Source organism: Kribbella endophytica (assembly GCF_054781295.1).
The window spans coordinates 384,463-399,602 of the sequence record NZ_BAAGUR010000006.1; the positions used below are offsets into that span (position 1 = coordinate 384,463).

The 15,140-nt window shown below is 68.1% G+C and carries 13 protein-coding genes; 3 read left to right on the forward strand and 10 right to left on the reverse strand.

Annotated features, from left to right (window positions below):
• Positions 1-65 precede the first annotated feature (65 nt).
• Positions 66-2,120, reverse strand: a complete 2,055-nt coding sequence (locus ACYVIO_RS39695) for a phosphocholine-specific phospholipase C (protein ID WP_460656171.1) — start codon at positions 2,118-2,120, stop codon at positions 66-68.
• Between the two features lie 201 nt (positions 2,121-2,321).
• Here ACYVIO_RS39695 and ACYVIO_RS39700 point away from each other — a divergent pair, with 201 nt between their 5' ends.
• Together ACYVIO_RS39700 and ACYVIO_RS39705 are read left to right on the forward strand one after the other, a co-directional pair.
• A complete protein-coding gene (locus tag ACYVIO_RS39700) occupies positions 2,322-3,134 on the forward strand; it encodes an amidohydrolase family protein (protein WP_460656172.1) in 813 nt (270 codons plus the stop codon).
• The gene (locus tag ACYVIO_RS39705) at positions 3,131-3,808 is read left to right on the forward strand and encodes a histone deacetylase (RefSeq protein WP_460656173.1); all 678 of its coding nucleotides are present in this window, start codon (positions 3,131-3,133) and stop codon (positions 3,806-3,808) included. The genes ACYVIO_RS39700 and ACYVIO_RS39705 overlap by 4 nt, the downstream gene beginning before the upstream one ends.
• Here ACYVIO_RS39705 and ACYVIO_RS39710 read toward each other — a convergent pair.
• The 9 genes from ACYVIO_RS39710 to ACYVIO_RS39750 all read right to left on the reverse strand — a co-directional run bounded on the left by ACYVIO_RS39710 (position 3,744) and on the right by ACYVIO_RS39750 (position 13,164).
• The gene (locus ACYVIO_RS39710) at positions 3,744-4,211 is read right to left on the reverse strand and encodes a multidrug transporter (protein ID WP_460656174.1); all 468 of its coding nucleotides are present in this window, start codon (positions 4,209-4,211) and stop codon (positions 3,744-3,746) included. The two genes, ACYVIO_RS39705 and ACYVIO_RS39710, sit on opposite strands and share 65 nt — an antisense overlap.
• 17 nt (positions 4,212-4,228) lie before the next feature.
• The gene (locus ACYVIO_RS39715) at positions 4,229-6,886 is read right to left on the reverse strand and encodes an ABC transporter permease (RefSeq protein ID WP_460656175.1); all 2,658 of its coding nucleotides are present in this window, start codon (positions 6,884-6,886) and stop codon (positions 4,229-4,231) included.
• Complete coding sequence (locus ACYVIO_RS39720) at positions 6,883-7,641, reverse strand: ABC transporter ATP-binding protein (protein WP_460656176.1); 759 nt, start codon at positions 7,639-7,641, stop codon at positions 6,883-6,885. Before ACYVIO_RS39720 ends, ACYVIO_RS39715 begins: the two co-directional genes overlap by 4 nt.
• Positions 7,642-7,793: 152 nt before the next feature.
• A complete protein-coding gene (locus ACYVIO_RS39725) occupies positions 7,794-7,979 on the reverse strand; it encodes a hypothetical protein (RefSeq protein ID WP_460656177.1) in 186 nt (61 codons plus the stop codon).
• A 169-nt stretch (positions 7,980-8,148) separates the two neighbouring features.
• Positions 8,149-9,003, reverse strand: coding sequence for a protein NO VEIN domain-containing protein (locus ACYVIO_RS39730; protein ID WP_460656178.1), 855 nt, complete (start codon positions 9,001-9,003; stop codon positions 8,149-8,151).
• A gap of 301 nt (positions 9,004-9,304) precedes the next feature.
• Complete coding sequence (locus ACYVIO_RS39735) at positions 9,305-10,258, reverse strand: NAD(P)-dependent alcohol dehydrogenase (RefSeq protein WP_460656179.1); 954 nt, start codon at positions 10,256-10,258, stop codon at positions 9,305-9,307.
• 2 nt (positions 10,259-10,260) lie between these two features.
• Positions 10,261-10,482 carry a helix-turn-helix transcriptional regulator gene (locus tag ACYVIO_RS39740; RefSeq protein ID WP_460656180.1) on the reverse strand — a complete coding sequence of 74 codons (222 nt, stop codon included), beginning with the start codon at positions 10,480-10,482 and terminating at the stop codon, positions 10,261-10,263.
• Positions 10,476-10,901: a hypothetical protein gene (locus tag ACYVIO_RS39745; RefSeq protein ID WP_460656181.1), complete on the reverse strand. Its 426-nt coding sequence runs from the start codon at positions 10,899-10,901 to the stop codon at positions 10,476-10,478. Before ACYVIO_RS39745 ends, ACYVIO_RS39740 begins: the two co-directional genes overlap by 7 nt.
• Before the next feature lie 130 nt (positions 10,902-11,031).
• The gene (locus ACYVIO_RS39750) at positions 11,032-13,164 is read right to left on the reverse strand and encodes a M6 family metalloprotease domain-containing protein (RefSeq protein WP_460656182.1); all 2,133 of its coding nucleotides are present in this window, start codon (positions 13,162-13,164) and stop codon (positions 11,032-11,034) included.
• Between the two features lie 239 nt (positions 13,165-13,403).
• On the opposite strand from ACYVIO_RS39750, the gene ACYVIO_RS39755 reads away from it, so the two are divergent.
• Complete coding sequence (locus tag ACYVIO_RS39755; RefSeq protein ID WP_460656183.1) at positions 13,404-14,762, forward strand: NAD-dependent succinate-semialdehyde dehydrogenase; 1,359 nt, start codon at positions 13,404-13,406, stop codon at positions 14,760-14,762.
• Positions 14,763-15,140: the final 378 nt, after the last annotated feature.

Sequence of the window (15,140 nt, forward strand, 5' to 3'; positions counted from 1 at the left end):
TTCAGGTCTTCCCCGTCGTCCGGGGAAGACTTGAAAAGACGTGTTGTGCCTATACCTTCGCTGGGCTAGCGGGTGTGGATGCCCGGGTCGGACAGGCTTGGCTTGCCGGTTTCCACGTGGCCGGCGAGGCGGCGGTGCCAGGCGGCGTCGGCGCTGCTGGTCAGCTCCACGTCGTACCAGCTGTGGCTGTGGTGCAGATCGACCGTGTACTTGGCCGTCGTACCGGCGCGGACCTTCAGCTGCTTCGGCTGACCGCCGTACGCGTTGGTGACCGTGACGTGATGGTCGACCGCCGACGAGTTGGTGATCGTCAGGTCGAGGTCACCGGTCCGCGCGTTGTGCCGCGCCTTCACCTCCGGACCGGGGACCGGCTTGCCGCGGAAGCCGCGCAGGAAACCGTTCGGCCCGTAGACGTCCAGGTCGTAGACGCCGTGCGAGTACGTCGTGTTCCAGCTGTCCGCGAGCGTCTTGCCGGCGCCGGTCGTGTAGGTCCATGGCCCGTCGGTCCGGTTCGGTGCGGCGACGTGGAACTGGGCGGCGGCCTCCGGCCCGGACTCGAACGAGAGCGTGTACTTGCCCGTGCTCGGCGTCACCGTGCCGTCGACGATCGGTGCGTACGGCAACGGTCGCGTCTTCCGGCTGCCGCCCTCCTGGACCGGCAGCGTGCCGACGGCGGGCGGCGTCGGCTTGTAATCCGGGTGCCGGTCGCCGTCCGGCGGCTGGTACGACGAGGTCTCGGGCAGCCGGGCCGGTCGGGTCTGCTCGGTGCCGAAGTCGAATGCCGAGGTGAGGTCGCCGCAGATCGCACGCCTCCACGGCGAGATGTTCGGCTCCTTGACGCCGAACCGGCGCTCCATGAACCGGATCACCGACGTGTGGTCGGAGACCTCGGAGTTCACGAACCCGCCGGTGCTCCACGGTGAGACGACCAGCATCGGGACCCGCTGCCCGAGCCCGTACGCGCCGGCGGCGTACTTGCTGCTGCCCGCGAACAGATCGGGGCCGACAGCAACGGTCGAGAGGCCCTGGTTCGCCGAGGACGGCGGGAACGGCGGGACGACGTGGTCGAAGAAGCCGTCGTTCTCGTCGTACGTGATGAACAGGGCGGTCTTGCTCCACACCTCGGGGTTCGAGGTGAGCGCGTCGAGGACCTGCGAGATGTACCAGGCGCCGTAGTTGGCCGGCCAGTTCGGGTGCTCGGTGAACGCCTCCGGCGCCGCGACCCAGGAGATCTTCGGCAGCTTGTTCGCCTTCACGTCGGCGCGCAGCCGGTCGAACAGACCGTCGCCGTCGGCAACGTTCGTGCCGGTGCGCGCCTTGTCGTACAAGGGGTTCCCGGGCTGCGCGTTGCGGTACTTGTTGAAGTAGAGCAACGAGTTGTCGCCGTAGTTGCCGCGGTAGGCGTCGTCGATCCAGCCCCAGCCGCCGGCTGCGTCGAGACCGTCGCCGACGTCCTGGTAGATCTTCCACGAGACACCCGCGCGCTCCAGCCGTTCGGGGTACGTCGTCCAGTCGTAGCCGGCCTCGTCGTTGCCGAGCACGGGCCCGCCACCGGTCCCGTCGTTACCGGTGTACCCGGTCCACAGGTAGTACCGGTTCGGGTCGGTCGAGCCCATGAACGAGCAGTGGTACGCGTCGCAGATGGTGAACTTGTCGGCGAGCGCGTAGTGGAACGGGATGTCCTCGCGGGTGAGGTACGCCATCGTGGTCGCGGTCTTGGCCTGGATCCACCGGTCGTACTTGCCGTTGTTGACCGCGTCGTGCGCGTCTCCCCAGCTGTGTGCGAGGTCCTGGATGAACTGCATGCCGAGGTCGTTCACCTGCGGGCGGAACGGCAGGACTTCCTTGGTGCCGTCGGACTGGTGCCAGACCGACTTGCCGCTCGGCAGGTTCACCGGGCGGGGGTCACCGAAGCCGCGGACGCCTTGCAGCGAGCCGAAGTAGTGGTCGAACGACCGGTTCTCCTGCATCAGGACGACGATGTGCTCGACGTCCTCGATGGTGCCGTGCCGGCGGTGCGCCGGGATCGCGGCAGCGGTCTCGATACTGCTCGACATCGCGGCCAGGGCGGCGGTGCCGCCGGCCATCTGCAGGAACCTGCGACGGTTGACTTCTGCCATGCTGCTCTCCTTGTGGGCGGTCGGATCGGAGTTTTCACCATCAGCACTGCGTCGCAGACACCCGTCACGCGAACAGTCGAAGGACGGCACGTGAACGGGCGCCGCGCAGGACGCTACGCGCGAAACTGTCCGTTAACAAGATTAAACGTGCAGTGAATTGCATCCCGGCTGATCGGCCTGTCGATGGGTACGGTGAGGTCCGTGGACATCGTCGACGCGTGGATGCAGCACCCGACCGAGCGGATGCTGGCTCAGGACTGGCTCGCCTCGCTGCGGCGCTGGGTCGGGACCGAGGAGGTGTCGACCGCTCTGCCCTTGGAGCGCACGATCGCGGCGATGGACGCCGGCGGCGTGACCATCGGGCTGATCAGCGCCTGGTACGCCCCCGAAGGACCGCTCGTGTCGAACGACGAGGTCGCGGACTTCGTCGCGCAGTACCCGGACCGCCTGGTCGGGGTCGCGTCGGTCGACCTGCGCGAGCCGGTCAAGGCCGTCCGCGAGCTGCGGCGCGCGGTGAGAGAGCGCGGCCTGCGGGCTCTCCGGATCGTGCCGTGGGTGTGGGGGTTACCGCCGAACGACCGGCGCTATTACCCCTTGTACGCCGAGTGCGTGGAGCTGGGGATTCCGTTCTGCACGCAGGTCGGCCACACCGGCCCGCTGCGGACGTCGGAGACCGGTCGGCCGATCCCGTATCTGGATGATGTCGCGCTGGAGTTCCCGGAGCTGACGATCGTTGCCGGGCACATCGGGTATCCGTGGACCACGGAGATGATCGCGGTGGCGACGAAGTACCCGAACGTGTACATCGACACCTCGGCGTACACCGTGCGCCGGTACCCGCCCGAACTAGTCGCGTACCTGCGGACGAACGGCCGGCGCAAGGTGCTCTTCGGGACGAACTACCCGATGATCACCGCCGAGAGAGCGCTCTCGGATCTGGAGACGCTGGAGCTGGACGCCGAGACCACCGAACTCTTCCTGAGCGGCAACGCCCGCCGGATCTTCGGTTTGTGAACACAGCCTGGTACGTCGCGTACGGCTCGAACCTCGCCAGCGATCGGTTCCGGTGCTACCTCGCGGGCGGTCAGCCGGCCGGCGGACGCCGGGTCTACCCGGGCTGCCGCGATCCGCGGGAGCCTCAAAGGGTCGCTGCTGTTGAGGTGCCGGGAGGCCTGGTCTTCTCCGGCGAGTCGGCGGCGTGGGGCGGCGGTCGCGCGTTCTACGACCTGGCGGCGCCGGGAGTTGTTGCTGGCCGGGCCTATCTGGTGACAGCCGAGCAGTTGGGCGACGTCGCCGCCCAGGAGATGTACCGCGAGCCGGGGAGCGAATTCGCACGAGACCTCACCGAGGCACTCGACGACGTCGACGAGGTACGCGTGATGGGCCCGGGCCGCTACGAAACCATCGCGCGGCTGGGGGAGCGGGACGGCGTACCGATGTTCACGGTGACCGACGTGAACGCCGCCGACCTCGAGCCGTCCGCGCCGAGTGCCGCCTACCTGCGCTGGATCGCAACCGGCCTGAAGGAAGCACACGGCTGGGATCCAGCGCAGGTCGCCGACTACCTGAGTGAGGCTCGGGGTGTTGCGGGGGCCTGGGACCTGGACGAGCTTGCGAGGATCGCTAGCGCCGAAGGTCCCGCCACAGGTGCGCCCGCGCCAGGCGCCCGGTCCGGAACAGACGGCTGAGATCGGCGCGGTTGTCGTACATGAGCTGCCAGTGGAAGTAGTTGACGTACTCGGCGGCGGCCAGCAGCAGGAGAACCATCCCAGCGGCGTACTCGGAGACCGGGCCGGCGAGGCCGGGGGCGATCGTGAGCGCGGCGGCAAGGACGACGAGAGCGCAGAGGACGCGGAGCCGCCGGAAGGCGCCGGCGTGCGGGAGGCGGGGGAGCCCGGCGCGCACCTGGCCCAGCTTCACCGTCCAGTACGACGCCCCGACGACCAGCAGGATCGCCGTCGCGCAGTACCCGGCGACGTTCGCGACGCTGCGGGGCGCGTCAAGGGCGAAGAACACGAACCAGCCGATCAGCGCAATGTTGATCAGCTCGAGAACGGCGAGAGAGCGCATCCTCGAGCTGACCTTTCGCATCGGGACATTCTTGCGTACTACTCGTACTGCAACGCCTCCAAGGGGTTCAGGCGGGCGGCTCGGCGGGCGGGCCAGATGGCGGCGAGGATGCCGACGACGATGGACAGGAGGCCGAAGATCACCAGTTGAGCCACCGGTACGGCGAACGCGACCTCCTCCAGCCGGGCTGCGAGCAGCAAAGCCAGGCCGAGGCCTAGCACGATGCCGATTGCGGCGCCGATCAGCGCGGTGATCACGCTCTCGTGCCGGATCATCTTCTTCACCTGGCCGCGCGTCAGCCCGACCGCGCGCAGCATGCCGAGCTCGCGGGTGCGCTCGAACACGGTCAGCACCAGCGTGTTGACGATGCCGAACAGGCTCACCAGCACCGACAGCGCCAGCAGCACGTAGAGCACGTTGAGAATGCTCTTGATGCCGTCCGTCTGCGACTTCTTGAACGCGTCGCGGTCGAGCGCCTTGGCGTTCGGGAACGTGCTCAGCGCGCCTTCGAGCGCAGCGGTGTTCGCGGCCGTGACCCCACCGGTCAGGTTGACGAACGTGTAGACGTTCAACGGCTGCGGGTTGTTCGCGTCGAACGTCGGCGTCGAGATCGTCACGTTGCCGAACGGCGACCCACCGGCCGGCGGCCGGAAGACCCCGAGCACCTTCAACGGCAGCGCCTTGCCGGTCACCGTGGTCAGCGCGAGCTGCGAACCCACGGAGAGCGCGTGCTTGTCGGCGTAGTCCGCGTCCACGATCGCGCCGTCGGTCCCGAGATCGGCGAGCGCCTGCTGCGAACCCGATCGCCAGTCGAAGGCCAGCAACTCCGGAGCGGCAGCGTCGACACCGGTGATCTGGATCCTCTCGCCGTACGCCGACGCCTGCCCACCGCGCACGCTGGTCACTGCCGAGACGCCCGGAGTGGTGGCGACGGCCGCGGCGACGTCAGGCGGCAGCGGGCTGAAGTTGTTCTGCGCCGTGATCGCGTAGTCCGCGCTGAAGATGCCGTCGACGGCGTCCTCGAACGGCTTGATGATCCCGGCTCCGAGCGTCGCGACCAGCGTCACGAGCGCGAGCCCGATCATCAACGCCGCCGCGGTCGAAGCGGTCCGGGCCGGATCGCGCCGGCTGTTCTGCCCGCCGATCGTGGTCGCCGGTCCGTCCGGCAGCACCCGCGGGAACTCCGCCGTACGACGGAACGCGCGCTTGATCAGCCAGGAGAGCGCGAGCACCGGCCAGACGATCACGGTCAACGTCACCACGGACCAGCGCGCGATCGGATCGGACGCCGCGGCCAGCGGCTTGACCAGCCGGGACGAGAACAGCGCGACCCCGACGAACAGGAGCAGGACACCCCCGCCGAGCATCACGAGCAGAGTCGATGTCGGCAGCCCGTCGACGAACAGCCCGACCACGACCAGGGCGATCCCGGCGATCGCGAGCAGCGCCGCGCCGAGCGGCCGGTACCGGTTGAAGCGTCCCGGAATCGGCTTCGCCCCTTCCCGTACGGCGGCGATCGGCGGTACCCGCGTCGCACGCCACGCCGGCCGCAGGCTGGCGAAGACGGTGACGAGGATGCCGACCAGCAGACCGACCACGATCGTTCGGGTCTGGAACACGAGCCCGTTGTTCGGCAGCGTGAACCCGACCGCGTCGAACAGGTTGAACAGCCCGGTCGCGATCGCGAGCCCGAAGAGCAGCCCGGCGATCGACGCCAGTACGCCGGTGATCAGCGCCTCGAGCACGACCGAGCCGAGGATCTGCCGGCGCGAGGCGCCGAGCGTCCGCAGCGTGGCGAACTCACGGGTGCGCTGGGCGATCGTGATCGACAGCGAGTTCGCGATCACGAACGAGCCGACAAAAAGCGCGATCCCACCGAACACCAGCAGGAAGGTCCGGAAGAAGTCGAGGAACCCACTGGTGTCCTCGGCGTCGGCGGCGGCCTGCTCCTCCGCCGTACGGACTTGTGTCCCGGCGGGCAGAACCTTGCCGACGGCATCGACCAGTTGTTGCTGCGACACCCCGTCCTTGGCGGAGATCAGGATCTGGTCGTACTGGCCGGTCTTGCCGAACAGCTTCTGTGCCGTACCGAGGTCGAACCCGGCCAGCGTCGCGCCACCGATCGACGACACCTCGCCGAACTCGACGAGTCCGGAGACCCGCACCTTCTCGGCCGGGCCGCGGGCCTGGACGCTGATCTCGTCGCCGGCCGCGAAGCCCTTCTTCTCGGCGGTCTGGGTGTCGATCACGATCTCGTTCGGCCCGGGCCAGTTGCCGCCGACCAGGGTGAGCGCGTTGAACTGCGGCAGGTCCGGGTTGACGCTGAAGCCGAGGTTGGGCGCGCCGCCGAAGACGATCGCCTTGCCGTCGCGGCCGATCATCTGGACCTCGCCGAAGACGCTGCCGTCGGCCGCGTCGACCTCGGGCAGCTTCTCGATCTCGGGCAGCGCGCTGGCGGCGAACGGGGGAGCGACGCCGCCCGCGGAGTCCGTCGTGGTGTCGAAGGCGGTCTTGCCGGTGACCGTGGCGTCGGTGTTCTTGTAGTTCTCGGAGAAGATCGAGTCGAAGGCGCCGGTGATCGAGTCGGTCAGCACGTAGGTGCCGGAGATCAGGGAGACGCCCAGTACGACGCCGATCGCGGTGAGCGCGGTCCGGAGTTTGCGACTGAGCATTCCGGCCAGCGCGAAGCGGATCACTGCAGGTCCAGGGTGTCGATCAGCTGCAGGATCTCGTGCTGGCTGATCCGCCCGGTCTCCTTCACGATCTGGCCGTCGGCCAGGAACAGGATCCGGTCGGCCATCGCGGCCGCGCGGGCGTCGTGGGTGACCATCACGGTGGTCTGCCCGTACTCCTCGACGGACTGCCGCAGCAGATCGAGGATCTCCTTGCTGGTGCGCGAGTCGAGGTTGCCGGTCGGTTCGTCGGCGAACACCACGGTCGGCTGCGACACCAGCGCGCGGGCGATCGCGACTCGTTGCTGCTGGCCACCGGACAGTTCGGCCGGGCGGTGCGTGAGCCGGTCGGCGAGACCGACCCGCGCGACGAGCGCGTCGAAGTACTCGGGATCCGCCCGCCGGCCCGCGATCGTCAACGGGAGCAGGATGTTCTCGCGCGCGGTCAGCATCGGCAGCAGGTTGAAGAACTGGAAGATGAAGCCGATGTGCTGCCGCCGTAGCTTGGTCAGATCGTCGTCACCGAGGGTGGTGATCTCGGTACCGGCGATCCGCACCGAGCCGGTCGTCGGCTTGTCCAGCCCCGCCAGGATGTGCATCAACGTGGACTTGCCCGACCCGGACGGCCCCATCACCGCCGTCAGTTGCCCGGGCTCGATCCGCACGCTCACCCCGTGCAGCGCGCGCACCGCGGTGTCGCCCTCGCCGTACACCCGCACCAGTTCTTCGGCCTGTACGACGCCCGTGGTTCGATTCGTTGGTTCTTCCGTGCCGATCATGTGCCCCTCCCGGCTGATCAGCGGCCCCCAGCCGAGATTGTTCCCCGTCCCTGGCCCGAGTCTGCTCCTGCTCCCTGGACCACCACAACGCCTTTCCCGCGAAGTGGGGGATCGCTCAGGGATCAACCTGGGGGATGTGGTGCGGTCCGGATCTACCACTCGGCGAACGCCGCGTGCATCGCGAAGGCCAGCCAGAACGCGACCGCGATGTGCAGGTAGGCGCGCCACGGATGCGCGACGTACTCGCGACGGGTCTCGGTCGGCATCGTACTGTTCACCAGATGCGGTACGTCGTGCAGCAATCGCGCCACCGCGAACGCGAGCCCTGCCAGCAGCACGATCAGCGCTGCACGACCCGCAACCAGGTCCGCCGGAGCTCCGCCTCGGTCTGCGGGTCATCAGCGCCTCCACCGAGGGTCGCCCCCACATGAATCCATCCGAATTCGGCGGCCTTCCCGACGCTACGGACGCGGCCTTCAGCAGCCTGTCGCGCGCCAAGGCCTTCTGTCAGCGGAACACCTCTAGAGGCACCTGAACCCGATGCAGTGCAGGGGCAGAATAGTCGCGAATTTCAGGCCAGCCGATCTCGTGCCAAGTTGGATCGGTCAGCGCATTGGTGACGATCACCAACCTCCAGCGCGGATCGATCGCGGCGTGCTGATACTCGTTCGCCGTGAGAAAGAAGCGGGGGAGCGGGCCAGAGGCACCCTTCACCTCGACGTGAAGAGCGTCCTCACCTCGGCTGACCGTGAGATCCCAGCCACAATGGTCTCGTTCGACGCTGCGTACCGAGTACTTCTCGGCCCTGTAGGCCCTGACGACAAAGTCGACGGCAGCCTTCTCCACCCGACGATTGGCTTCGGATTCTCCAAAGCCTGCGCCTGCCAGCATGGCGTCGGGCAGCGGCGACATCCTGAGCGTCCTATCGGCCCACAGATCAGCCAGTCGGCGGCCCTCTTCGCCGGGCACCTCCCGGCCGGAGCTATAGACTTTGCGCCACGCAAAATTTGGAACATGCGATTCGAGTTCGTCGAGGGTGAGCATCTCCTCAAGGGGCAGACAGTCGAGCCAGCGAAGACCGGCGTATCCGGCATCACCTTCTCTGTCACGCCAATCTGGCTCGAAGTGCGGACCGCGCATGATCTCGGCAAGTGCGACAATGCCGCGGCCATGCTCTCCTTGGCGGTAAAGGTAGCCACGGTCGCCCTGCTCAATCCCGCGTGTGCGACGCCCGATGCTCCACCTGTTGCCGGGTGCGCGGCCGCTGGCCGCGCCCCTGACCATCGATCGCTGCCACTGATCAGGCGTCCATTGCTTGTCGTTGTTCGGCCCGGGATTCCAGGTCAGCAAAATGTGGCGCATGCATGTCCGCTTCTTGGGCCGAGGTTGGTACTGGCATCCTCTGCGATCAGCGAGCTTGCAACAACCGGTCGCCGACTATTCACTAGACGGGCGGTGGCGGGTAACCATGCCCTCGTGGACGTGCTCGACGCCCGGGGCATCGCGGATGCGGAAGAAGTGGAACGGCGTTGCGGTGGTGCGGGAGGCAACGAGCTTGTGCACGGGCCAGGCAGTAACCGGCCCGGTCTCACACCGTACGACGACCTGCTCGGCCGTGGGGAGCGCTTGCTGCAGGTCGCCGACGTACTGGAGTGGGTGAACGTCAGATGGTCATCACGAGCTTGCCGCGGGGATGGCCGTCGCGGAGGTGGTGGATGGCGGTGGCGGCTTCGGCGAGGGGATAGGTGCGGTCGATCGCCGGTGTGACCTTGCCGGACTCGATCAGGTCGCGGAGCTCGGCGTAGACCTCGGCGCGTTCGGTGCTGATCAGGCCGCTGAGTTGCTGGCTGATCAGGAGGGAGAGCAGCTTCGCCGACAGGATGCGGCTCATGCCGCCGAGCGGGCCTTTGGTTTCGCTGCCGATGATCACCAGGCGGCCCTTGGGTTTCAGGGCGCGCCGCAGGATCTTGAGAGAGCGGTTCCCGCCCGTGTCCAGGATGAAGTCGTACGACGACGCCGGCAGTTCGTCGCGGGTGTAGTCGAGGGCCTCGTCGGCGCCGAGTTCGCGGACCAGGTCGAGCTTCGCCGTACTGCTGACGCCGGTGACGTGCGCGCCGGCGGCCTTCGCCAGTTGGACGCCGTACGAACCGACGCCTCCGGCGGCGCCGAGCACGAGAACGCGCTCTCCGGGCTGAATCCCGCGCGTGCCTTGCAACGCCGTACCACCAGAGACCGGTACGGCGGCCGCCTGCTCGAAGGTCAGGTTGGCCGGCTTGCGGGTGAGTCGGTCGACCCGGCCCACGGCGTACTCGGCGAAGGAACCGCTGACGCAGGTCCCGTAGACCTCATCGCCAACAGCCAGCGCCGTCACCCCAGGACCGACCGCCTCGACAACCCCGGCGACGTCCCGCCCGCTGACCCGCATCCTCGGTCCGCGCAGCCCGAGCGCGAGCCGGACCATCCGCGGCTCACCGGCCATCAGGTGCCACGTCCCCTGATCGACGCCCGCCGCCACGACCTTCACCAGAACTTCGTTGCCCCCAGCAACAGGCCTGTCGATCTCGTCCACCCGGAGCACCTCCGGCGGTCCGTACCGATCCTGAACCACTGCCCTCATGATCATTCCTCCCCTGGATACTGAAAAACCTCTTCGAGTCGTACGCCGAACACCTTCGCGATCTGGAACGCGACCTCCAGCGACGGCGAGTACTTTCCCTGCTCGATCGCGATCACCGTCTGCCGCGTGACCCCGATCCGCCGCGCCAGCTCGGCCTGCGTCATCTCGTCCTGCCCGAACCGCAACGCGCGGATCGCGTTCGTCACCCGGGTCGGCTTCACCACGGCAGCCCCCGCCGGTAGGCCGCGATCCGCGCCATCGACCCGAGCACCGCGGACAGGAAGAACGCCAGGTACACCGCGTTCGCGATCCAGAAGTAGCCCACCTCCAGCATCGCCAGCCCCATCGCGATCAACCCACCGATCACCACGAACGACTGCCCCACCTGCTCCCCGAACCGCGCGATCTCCCGGTCCCGTTGATCCATCTGCGGCCCGTCGTCCTTCCCCGCCGTGGCCGCCACCACCACCTCGAGCACGATCGCCGCGACGATCGCCGCCCCGATCGTCCAGAGCATCACCGCGATGTACGGCGTATCGCCCCAGGATCCGTCGACCCGGCCGAGCACGATCAGCGCGTACACGACGTACCCGACGACCGAGACCGTCATGAACACCCAGGCCCGCTTCTCCTGAAACGCCACCACAACCCCCTGAGTAAAAAATCTTTGACACTCCCGAAGGTAAAGCACACCAGACACGATGTCAAAGATTCTTTACAGCACCTCGCAAAGAAAGGCCGGGCGGGGTGTCCCGCCCGGCCGGAAGAGCGAGCTACTTGGCGAGCGCCACGCAGCTCGTCGTGGACTTCTTGGTGGGGTCGGACTCCGAGACCGCGGTCAAAGTGACCTTGGCGAGGGAGGCCGAGCGGCCGTCGTACTTGGCCTGGACGGGGACGGCGACGCTGGTGCCGGCCTTGGCGGTGGTGAGCGCGTTGGGGAGGTTGACCGACCAGCCGCGGCCCTCGATCTTGGCGGTGAGGCGGTAGACGTCGCTGTTCAGGTACTTGCTGACGTCCTCGGGGTGCTGGCCCTGCGGAGCGGCCGCCTTGCCCGTGTTCGTGAGCGGGAAGTTGCAGGTCGCGACGCCGCTGCGGGCGGGCAGACCGACCGTGGGGAGGAGCCGGACGCCGCGCTTGGCGGGACCGTTGCCGTCGAGGGAGCGGACGGCGACGGTGTACGACAGGATGCCCTTCTTGTCACGCTTCACGTTGGTGACGTAGAAGTGCAGCCGGTTCGCCTCGTCGACGTACTCGTACTCGCTGCCGGAGTTCGTGCCGGCGTGGAACAGCGCGTCGGACAGCTGGCGGTAGTCGCCGATCGTGATCGGGACCTTGGTGCCGTCGGGCAGGACGTAGTCGGTCATGTTGATGTCCTGCGGGTTGGCGTCGACCACCCACTCGAACGGCGCGCGGTCCTGGTCCTTGGTCTTGGCCAGCAGTACGCCGGAGTCCGGCGTGAACGAGTCCGTGCCCATCCGGTCGACGACCTCGAGCGTGTAGTTCTGGTAGCCACGGCCGTCGCACAACGGGTCGGTCGCCGTGTTGCATGCAGGCGCGAGGTCACCGCCGCCGAGCGTGATGTTGACGCCGGACAGGCCGGTCGGACCTGGCTGGGCGACCCGCGCGGTCACGTCCGCGACGACGACGCCGGACTGCGCGAGCGCGGCGCGATCGAGCCGGAGCACGTTCTGCTCGTCGACCATCGCGAGCTTGATCTTGTTGCGCAGCATGTGTTGCGCGCCCATCGACGCGCCGCCGGTCGCGGGGATCATCCACCGGCTGTGGGGACCACCCGGGCCGTTGAAGCTGCCGCGGCTGAGCATCTCCCAGATGCCGGTGTACGCCCGGCGTGCTGGTACGCCGTACGGGTTGTTGTAGTTGTCGCCGATGCCGAGGATGTGGCTGAACTCGTGCGCGAAGACGCCCATCCCGGAGCTCTCGGCCTGCGTCGACGAGCCGCCGCCGGCGTTCGGCCAGATGGACGAACCGGCCTGCCACGACGTCCAGTCGACGTACCGGGTGTCGGACCAGTTGCGCTGCTCGGGCACCGGTCCGCCGAACTCCTCGGTGACCTCCTCCTTGGTCGGGAACTTCATCATCCCGAACTCCTGCCAGGTGGACGACTCGTCCTGCCCGGCGCTGAGGAAGAACACGAAGTCGAACCCGGCCGGGACCTCGACGCCTTGATCGGCGACCCAGGCGGCGCGACCGTCGGCGCGGATGTCCTTCGAGCAGTCGGAGCCTGCCGGGCAGTCCTCGTCGCTCTGGAACTCCATCGCGTACTCGTACGACTTGCCGGGCATCTTGTACGGGCCGAAGGCGTCGAGCTCCACGCCGTACCGGCCGCCGGAGTCCTCCATCCAGTACTCGTGCAGCGTGTGGCCGCGGTTGAGCGAGCCGGGCTTGTTGAGGAAGTCGTGGTAGAACTGCGCGACCTGATCACGCGGTACGCCGTTGGCCTCGGCGCTCGGGTTGCCGAACGGCGTCGAGTTCTTCGGCTGCGTGACGACGAAGTCCTTGTCCGGGTAGTCGACCAGGACGAGCGCTCCCTTGAAGGTCCGGTCCGAACCGGTCTTGCTCGGGTCGGCCCAGTTGGTACCAGGCGGCTTCGTGTAGTCCGACCACGTCATGTGGTCGGGGTTCTCCCAGTTCTGCGGATCGATGGGGGCACCGAAGTTCCCGGTGCCGCCGGCCGGACCGGCCAGGCGGTTGGCCGCGGGCGCCGGCTGCGACTGCTGCCACGGCTGCTGCTGCGGCCAGTGGTCGAACTGCCAGGCGTTGGCGGGATCGGGTTGGTCGGCGACGGAGGCCGGCGCGGGGGACGCGATGGCCACCGCGGCGACGGCCGCTGCGGCGAGCACGGTCACCAGCCGCAGGACAGGACGGGACTTCCGTTGAACGGGCACGGGCGGTATCCGATCGACGATGGGCGGGGACTGACCCCGACGGCCGCGCCGCCGGGCAATTTCTTGCCCAAGCATGCCCCGTTGGGGGCACTGGCGAACAGTAGTGATCCGACGGTTTTCCCCTGTCTTACCAATCGCCGGACGGCCGGGTAAGAGATGAGACGACTGTATACAGTATGTACTGGAGCCGTTAGCCTGTGCTCTTGCGCACTGTCGTAGAGAATGGAGGACTCGTCCCCATGTACTCAGTCACAGACCCGGCGACGGGTGAACTGGTCGAGGAGATCGAGAACGCCAGCGACGAGCAGGTCCGGGCCGCGATCGAGCGGGTGCACGCCGGCTTCTCGGCCTGGCGGCAGCGGCCGGTGGCCGAGCGGGCCGCGATCGTCGCCCGGGCCGCGGAGCTGTTCGCCGAGCGGGCCGACGAGCTGGCGGCGATCATGACGCTGGAGATGGGCAAACGGATCAACGAGGGCCGCGGCGAGGTCGGCATCGTCGTCGACATCTTCAAGTACTACGCGGAACAGGGTCCGGCCCTGCTCGCCGACGAGCCGCTGACCATCAAGGGCGGCACCGCGGTGATCACCAAGGAGCCGATCGGCGCGTTGCTCGGCGTGATGCCGTGGAACTTCCCGGTCTACCAGGTGGCCCGTTTCGTCGCGCCCAACCTGGTGCTCGGCAACACGATCCTGCTCAAGCACGCCTCGATCTGCCCGCGCGCCTCGGTGGCGATCGAGCAGATCCTGTACGACGCCGGCGTACCGGACGACGCCTACGTCAACGTGTTCGCGTCCAGCCGGCAGGTGCCGTGGATCCTCGCCGACCCGCGGATCGTCGGGGTCTCGCTGACCGGCAGCGAGGCGGCCGGCATCTCGGTGGCGGCCGAGGCGGGCAAGAACCTGAAGAGGACCGTGCTGGAGCTCGGGGGGTCCGACCCGCTGATCGTGCTCGACACCGACGACGTCGACGAGACCGTCAAGGCGACCGCGACGGCCCGGATGCGCAACTGCGGCCAGTCCTGCAACGCGCCGAAACGGATGATCGTGCTCGCCGACCTGTACGACGAGTTCGTCGACAAGCTGACCAAACGGATCTCCGAGTACTACGTCGCAGGTGATCCTTCGGACCCGAAGACGACCTTGCCGCCGCTGGCGTCGGTCGCGGCCGCGGACGAGGTCGCCGGGCAGGTCGCGACGGCGATCGAGCAGGGCGCGACGCTGCGCACCGGCGGGCATCGGATCGGTCCGGGCGCTTTCCTCGAGGCGACCGTACTGACCGACGTCACGCCGGACATGGACGCCTACCGCGACGAGATCTTCGGCCCGGTGGTGCTCGTCTTCAAGGCCGAGACCGAGGAGGAAGCGATCGCGATCGCCAACGACTCGCCGTTCGGCCTGGGCGCGAGTGTGTGGGGGACCGACCGCGACCGGAACACCCGGGTTGCCCGGCAGATCGAGGCCGGGATGGTCTACCTCAACAGCGCGGGCGGCTCCCAGGCCGACCTGCCGTTCGGCGGCATCAAACGCTCCGGCATGGGGCGGGAGCTCGGCCCCGCGGGCATTGAAGAATTCATGAACAAGAAGTCGATCCGCCTGTAGTCCGGGCGGCTACTGACCTCGTCGCCCACCACCTACCAAGTACCGGCCACCGCCCAGGCGCTGGTACTTGGTAGGTGGCTACTGACCTCGTCGCTCGCCACCTACCCAGGTACCGGCCACTGATCTCGTTGCCCACCTACCAAGTACCGGCCACCGCCCAGGCGCTGGTACTTGGTAGGTGGCTACTGACCACATCGCCCGCCGCCTACCCAGGTACCGGCCACTGATCTCGTTGCCCACCTACCAAGTACCGGCCACCGCCCAGGCGCTGGTACTTGGTAGGTCGCCCGCCGCCCGCCGCCCGCCGCCCGCCGCCCGCCGCCCGCCGCCCGCCGCCCGCCGCCCGCCGCCCGCCATCTACCAAGTACCCGCCACCCC

Bases quoted from the DNA above. Each gene is read 5' to 3' on its own strand.
- ACYVIO_RS39695 (WP_460656171.1), bottom strand. From the start codon at position 2,120: ATGGCAGAAGTCAACCGTCGCAGGTTCCTGCAGATGGCCGGCGGCACC.
- ACYVIO_RS39710 (WP_460656174.1), bottom strand. From the start codon at position 4,211: ATGCGAAAGGTCAGCTCGAGGATGCGCTCTCTCGCCGTTCTCGAGCTG.
- ACYVIO_RS39720 (WP_460656176.1), bottom strand. From the start codon at position 7,641: ATGATCGGCACGGAAGAACCAACGAATCGAACCACGGGCGTCGTACAG.
- ACYVIO_RS39730 (WP_460656178.1), bottom strand. From the start codon at position 9,003: ATGCGCCACATTTTGCTGACCTGGAATCCCGGGCCGAACAACGACAAG.
- ACYVIO_RS39735 (WP_460656179.1), bottom strand. From the start codon at position 10,258: ATGAGGGCAGTGGTTCAGGATCGGTACGGACCGCCGGAGGTGCTCCGG.
- ACYVIO_RS39755 (WP_460656183.1), top strand. From the start codon at position 13,404: ATGTACTCAGTCACAGACCCGGCGACGGGTGAACTGGTCGAGGAGATC.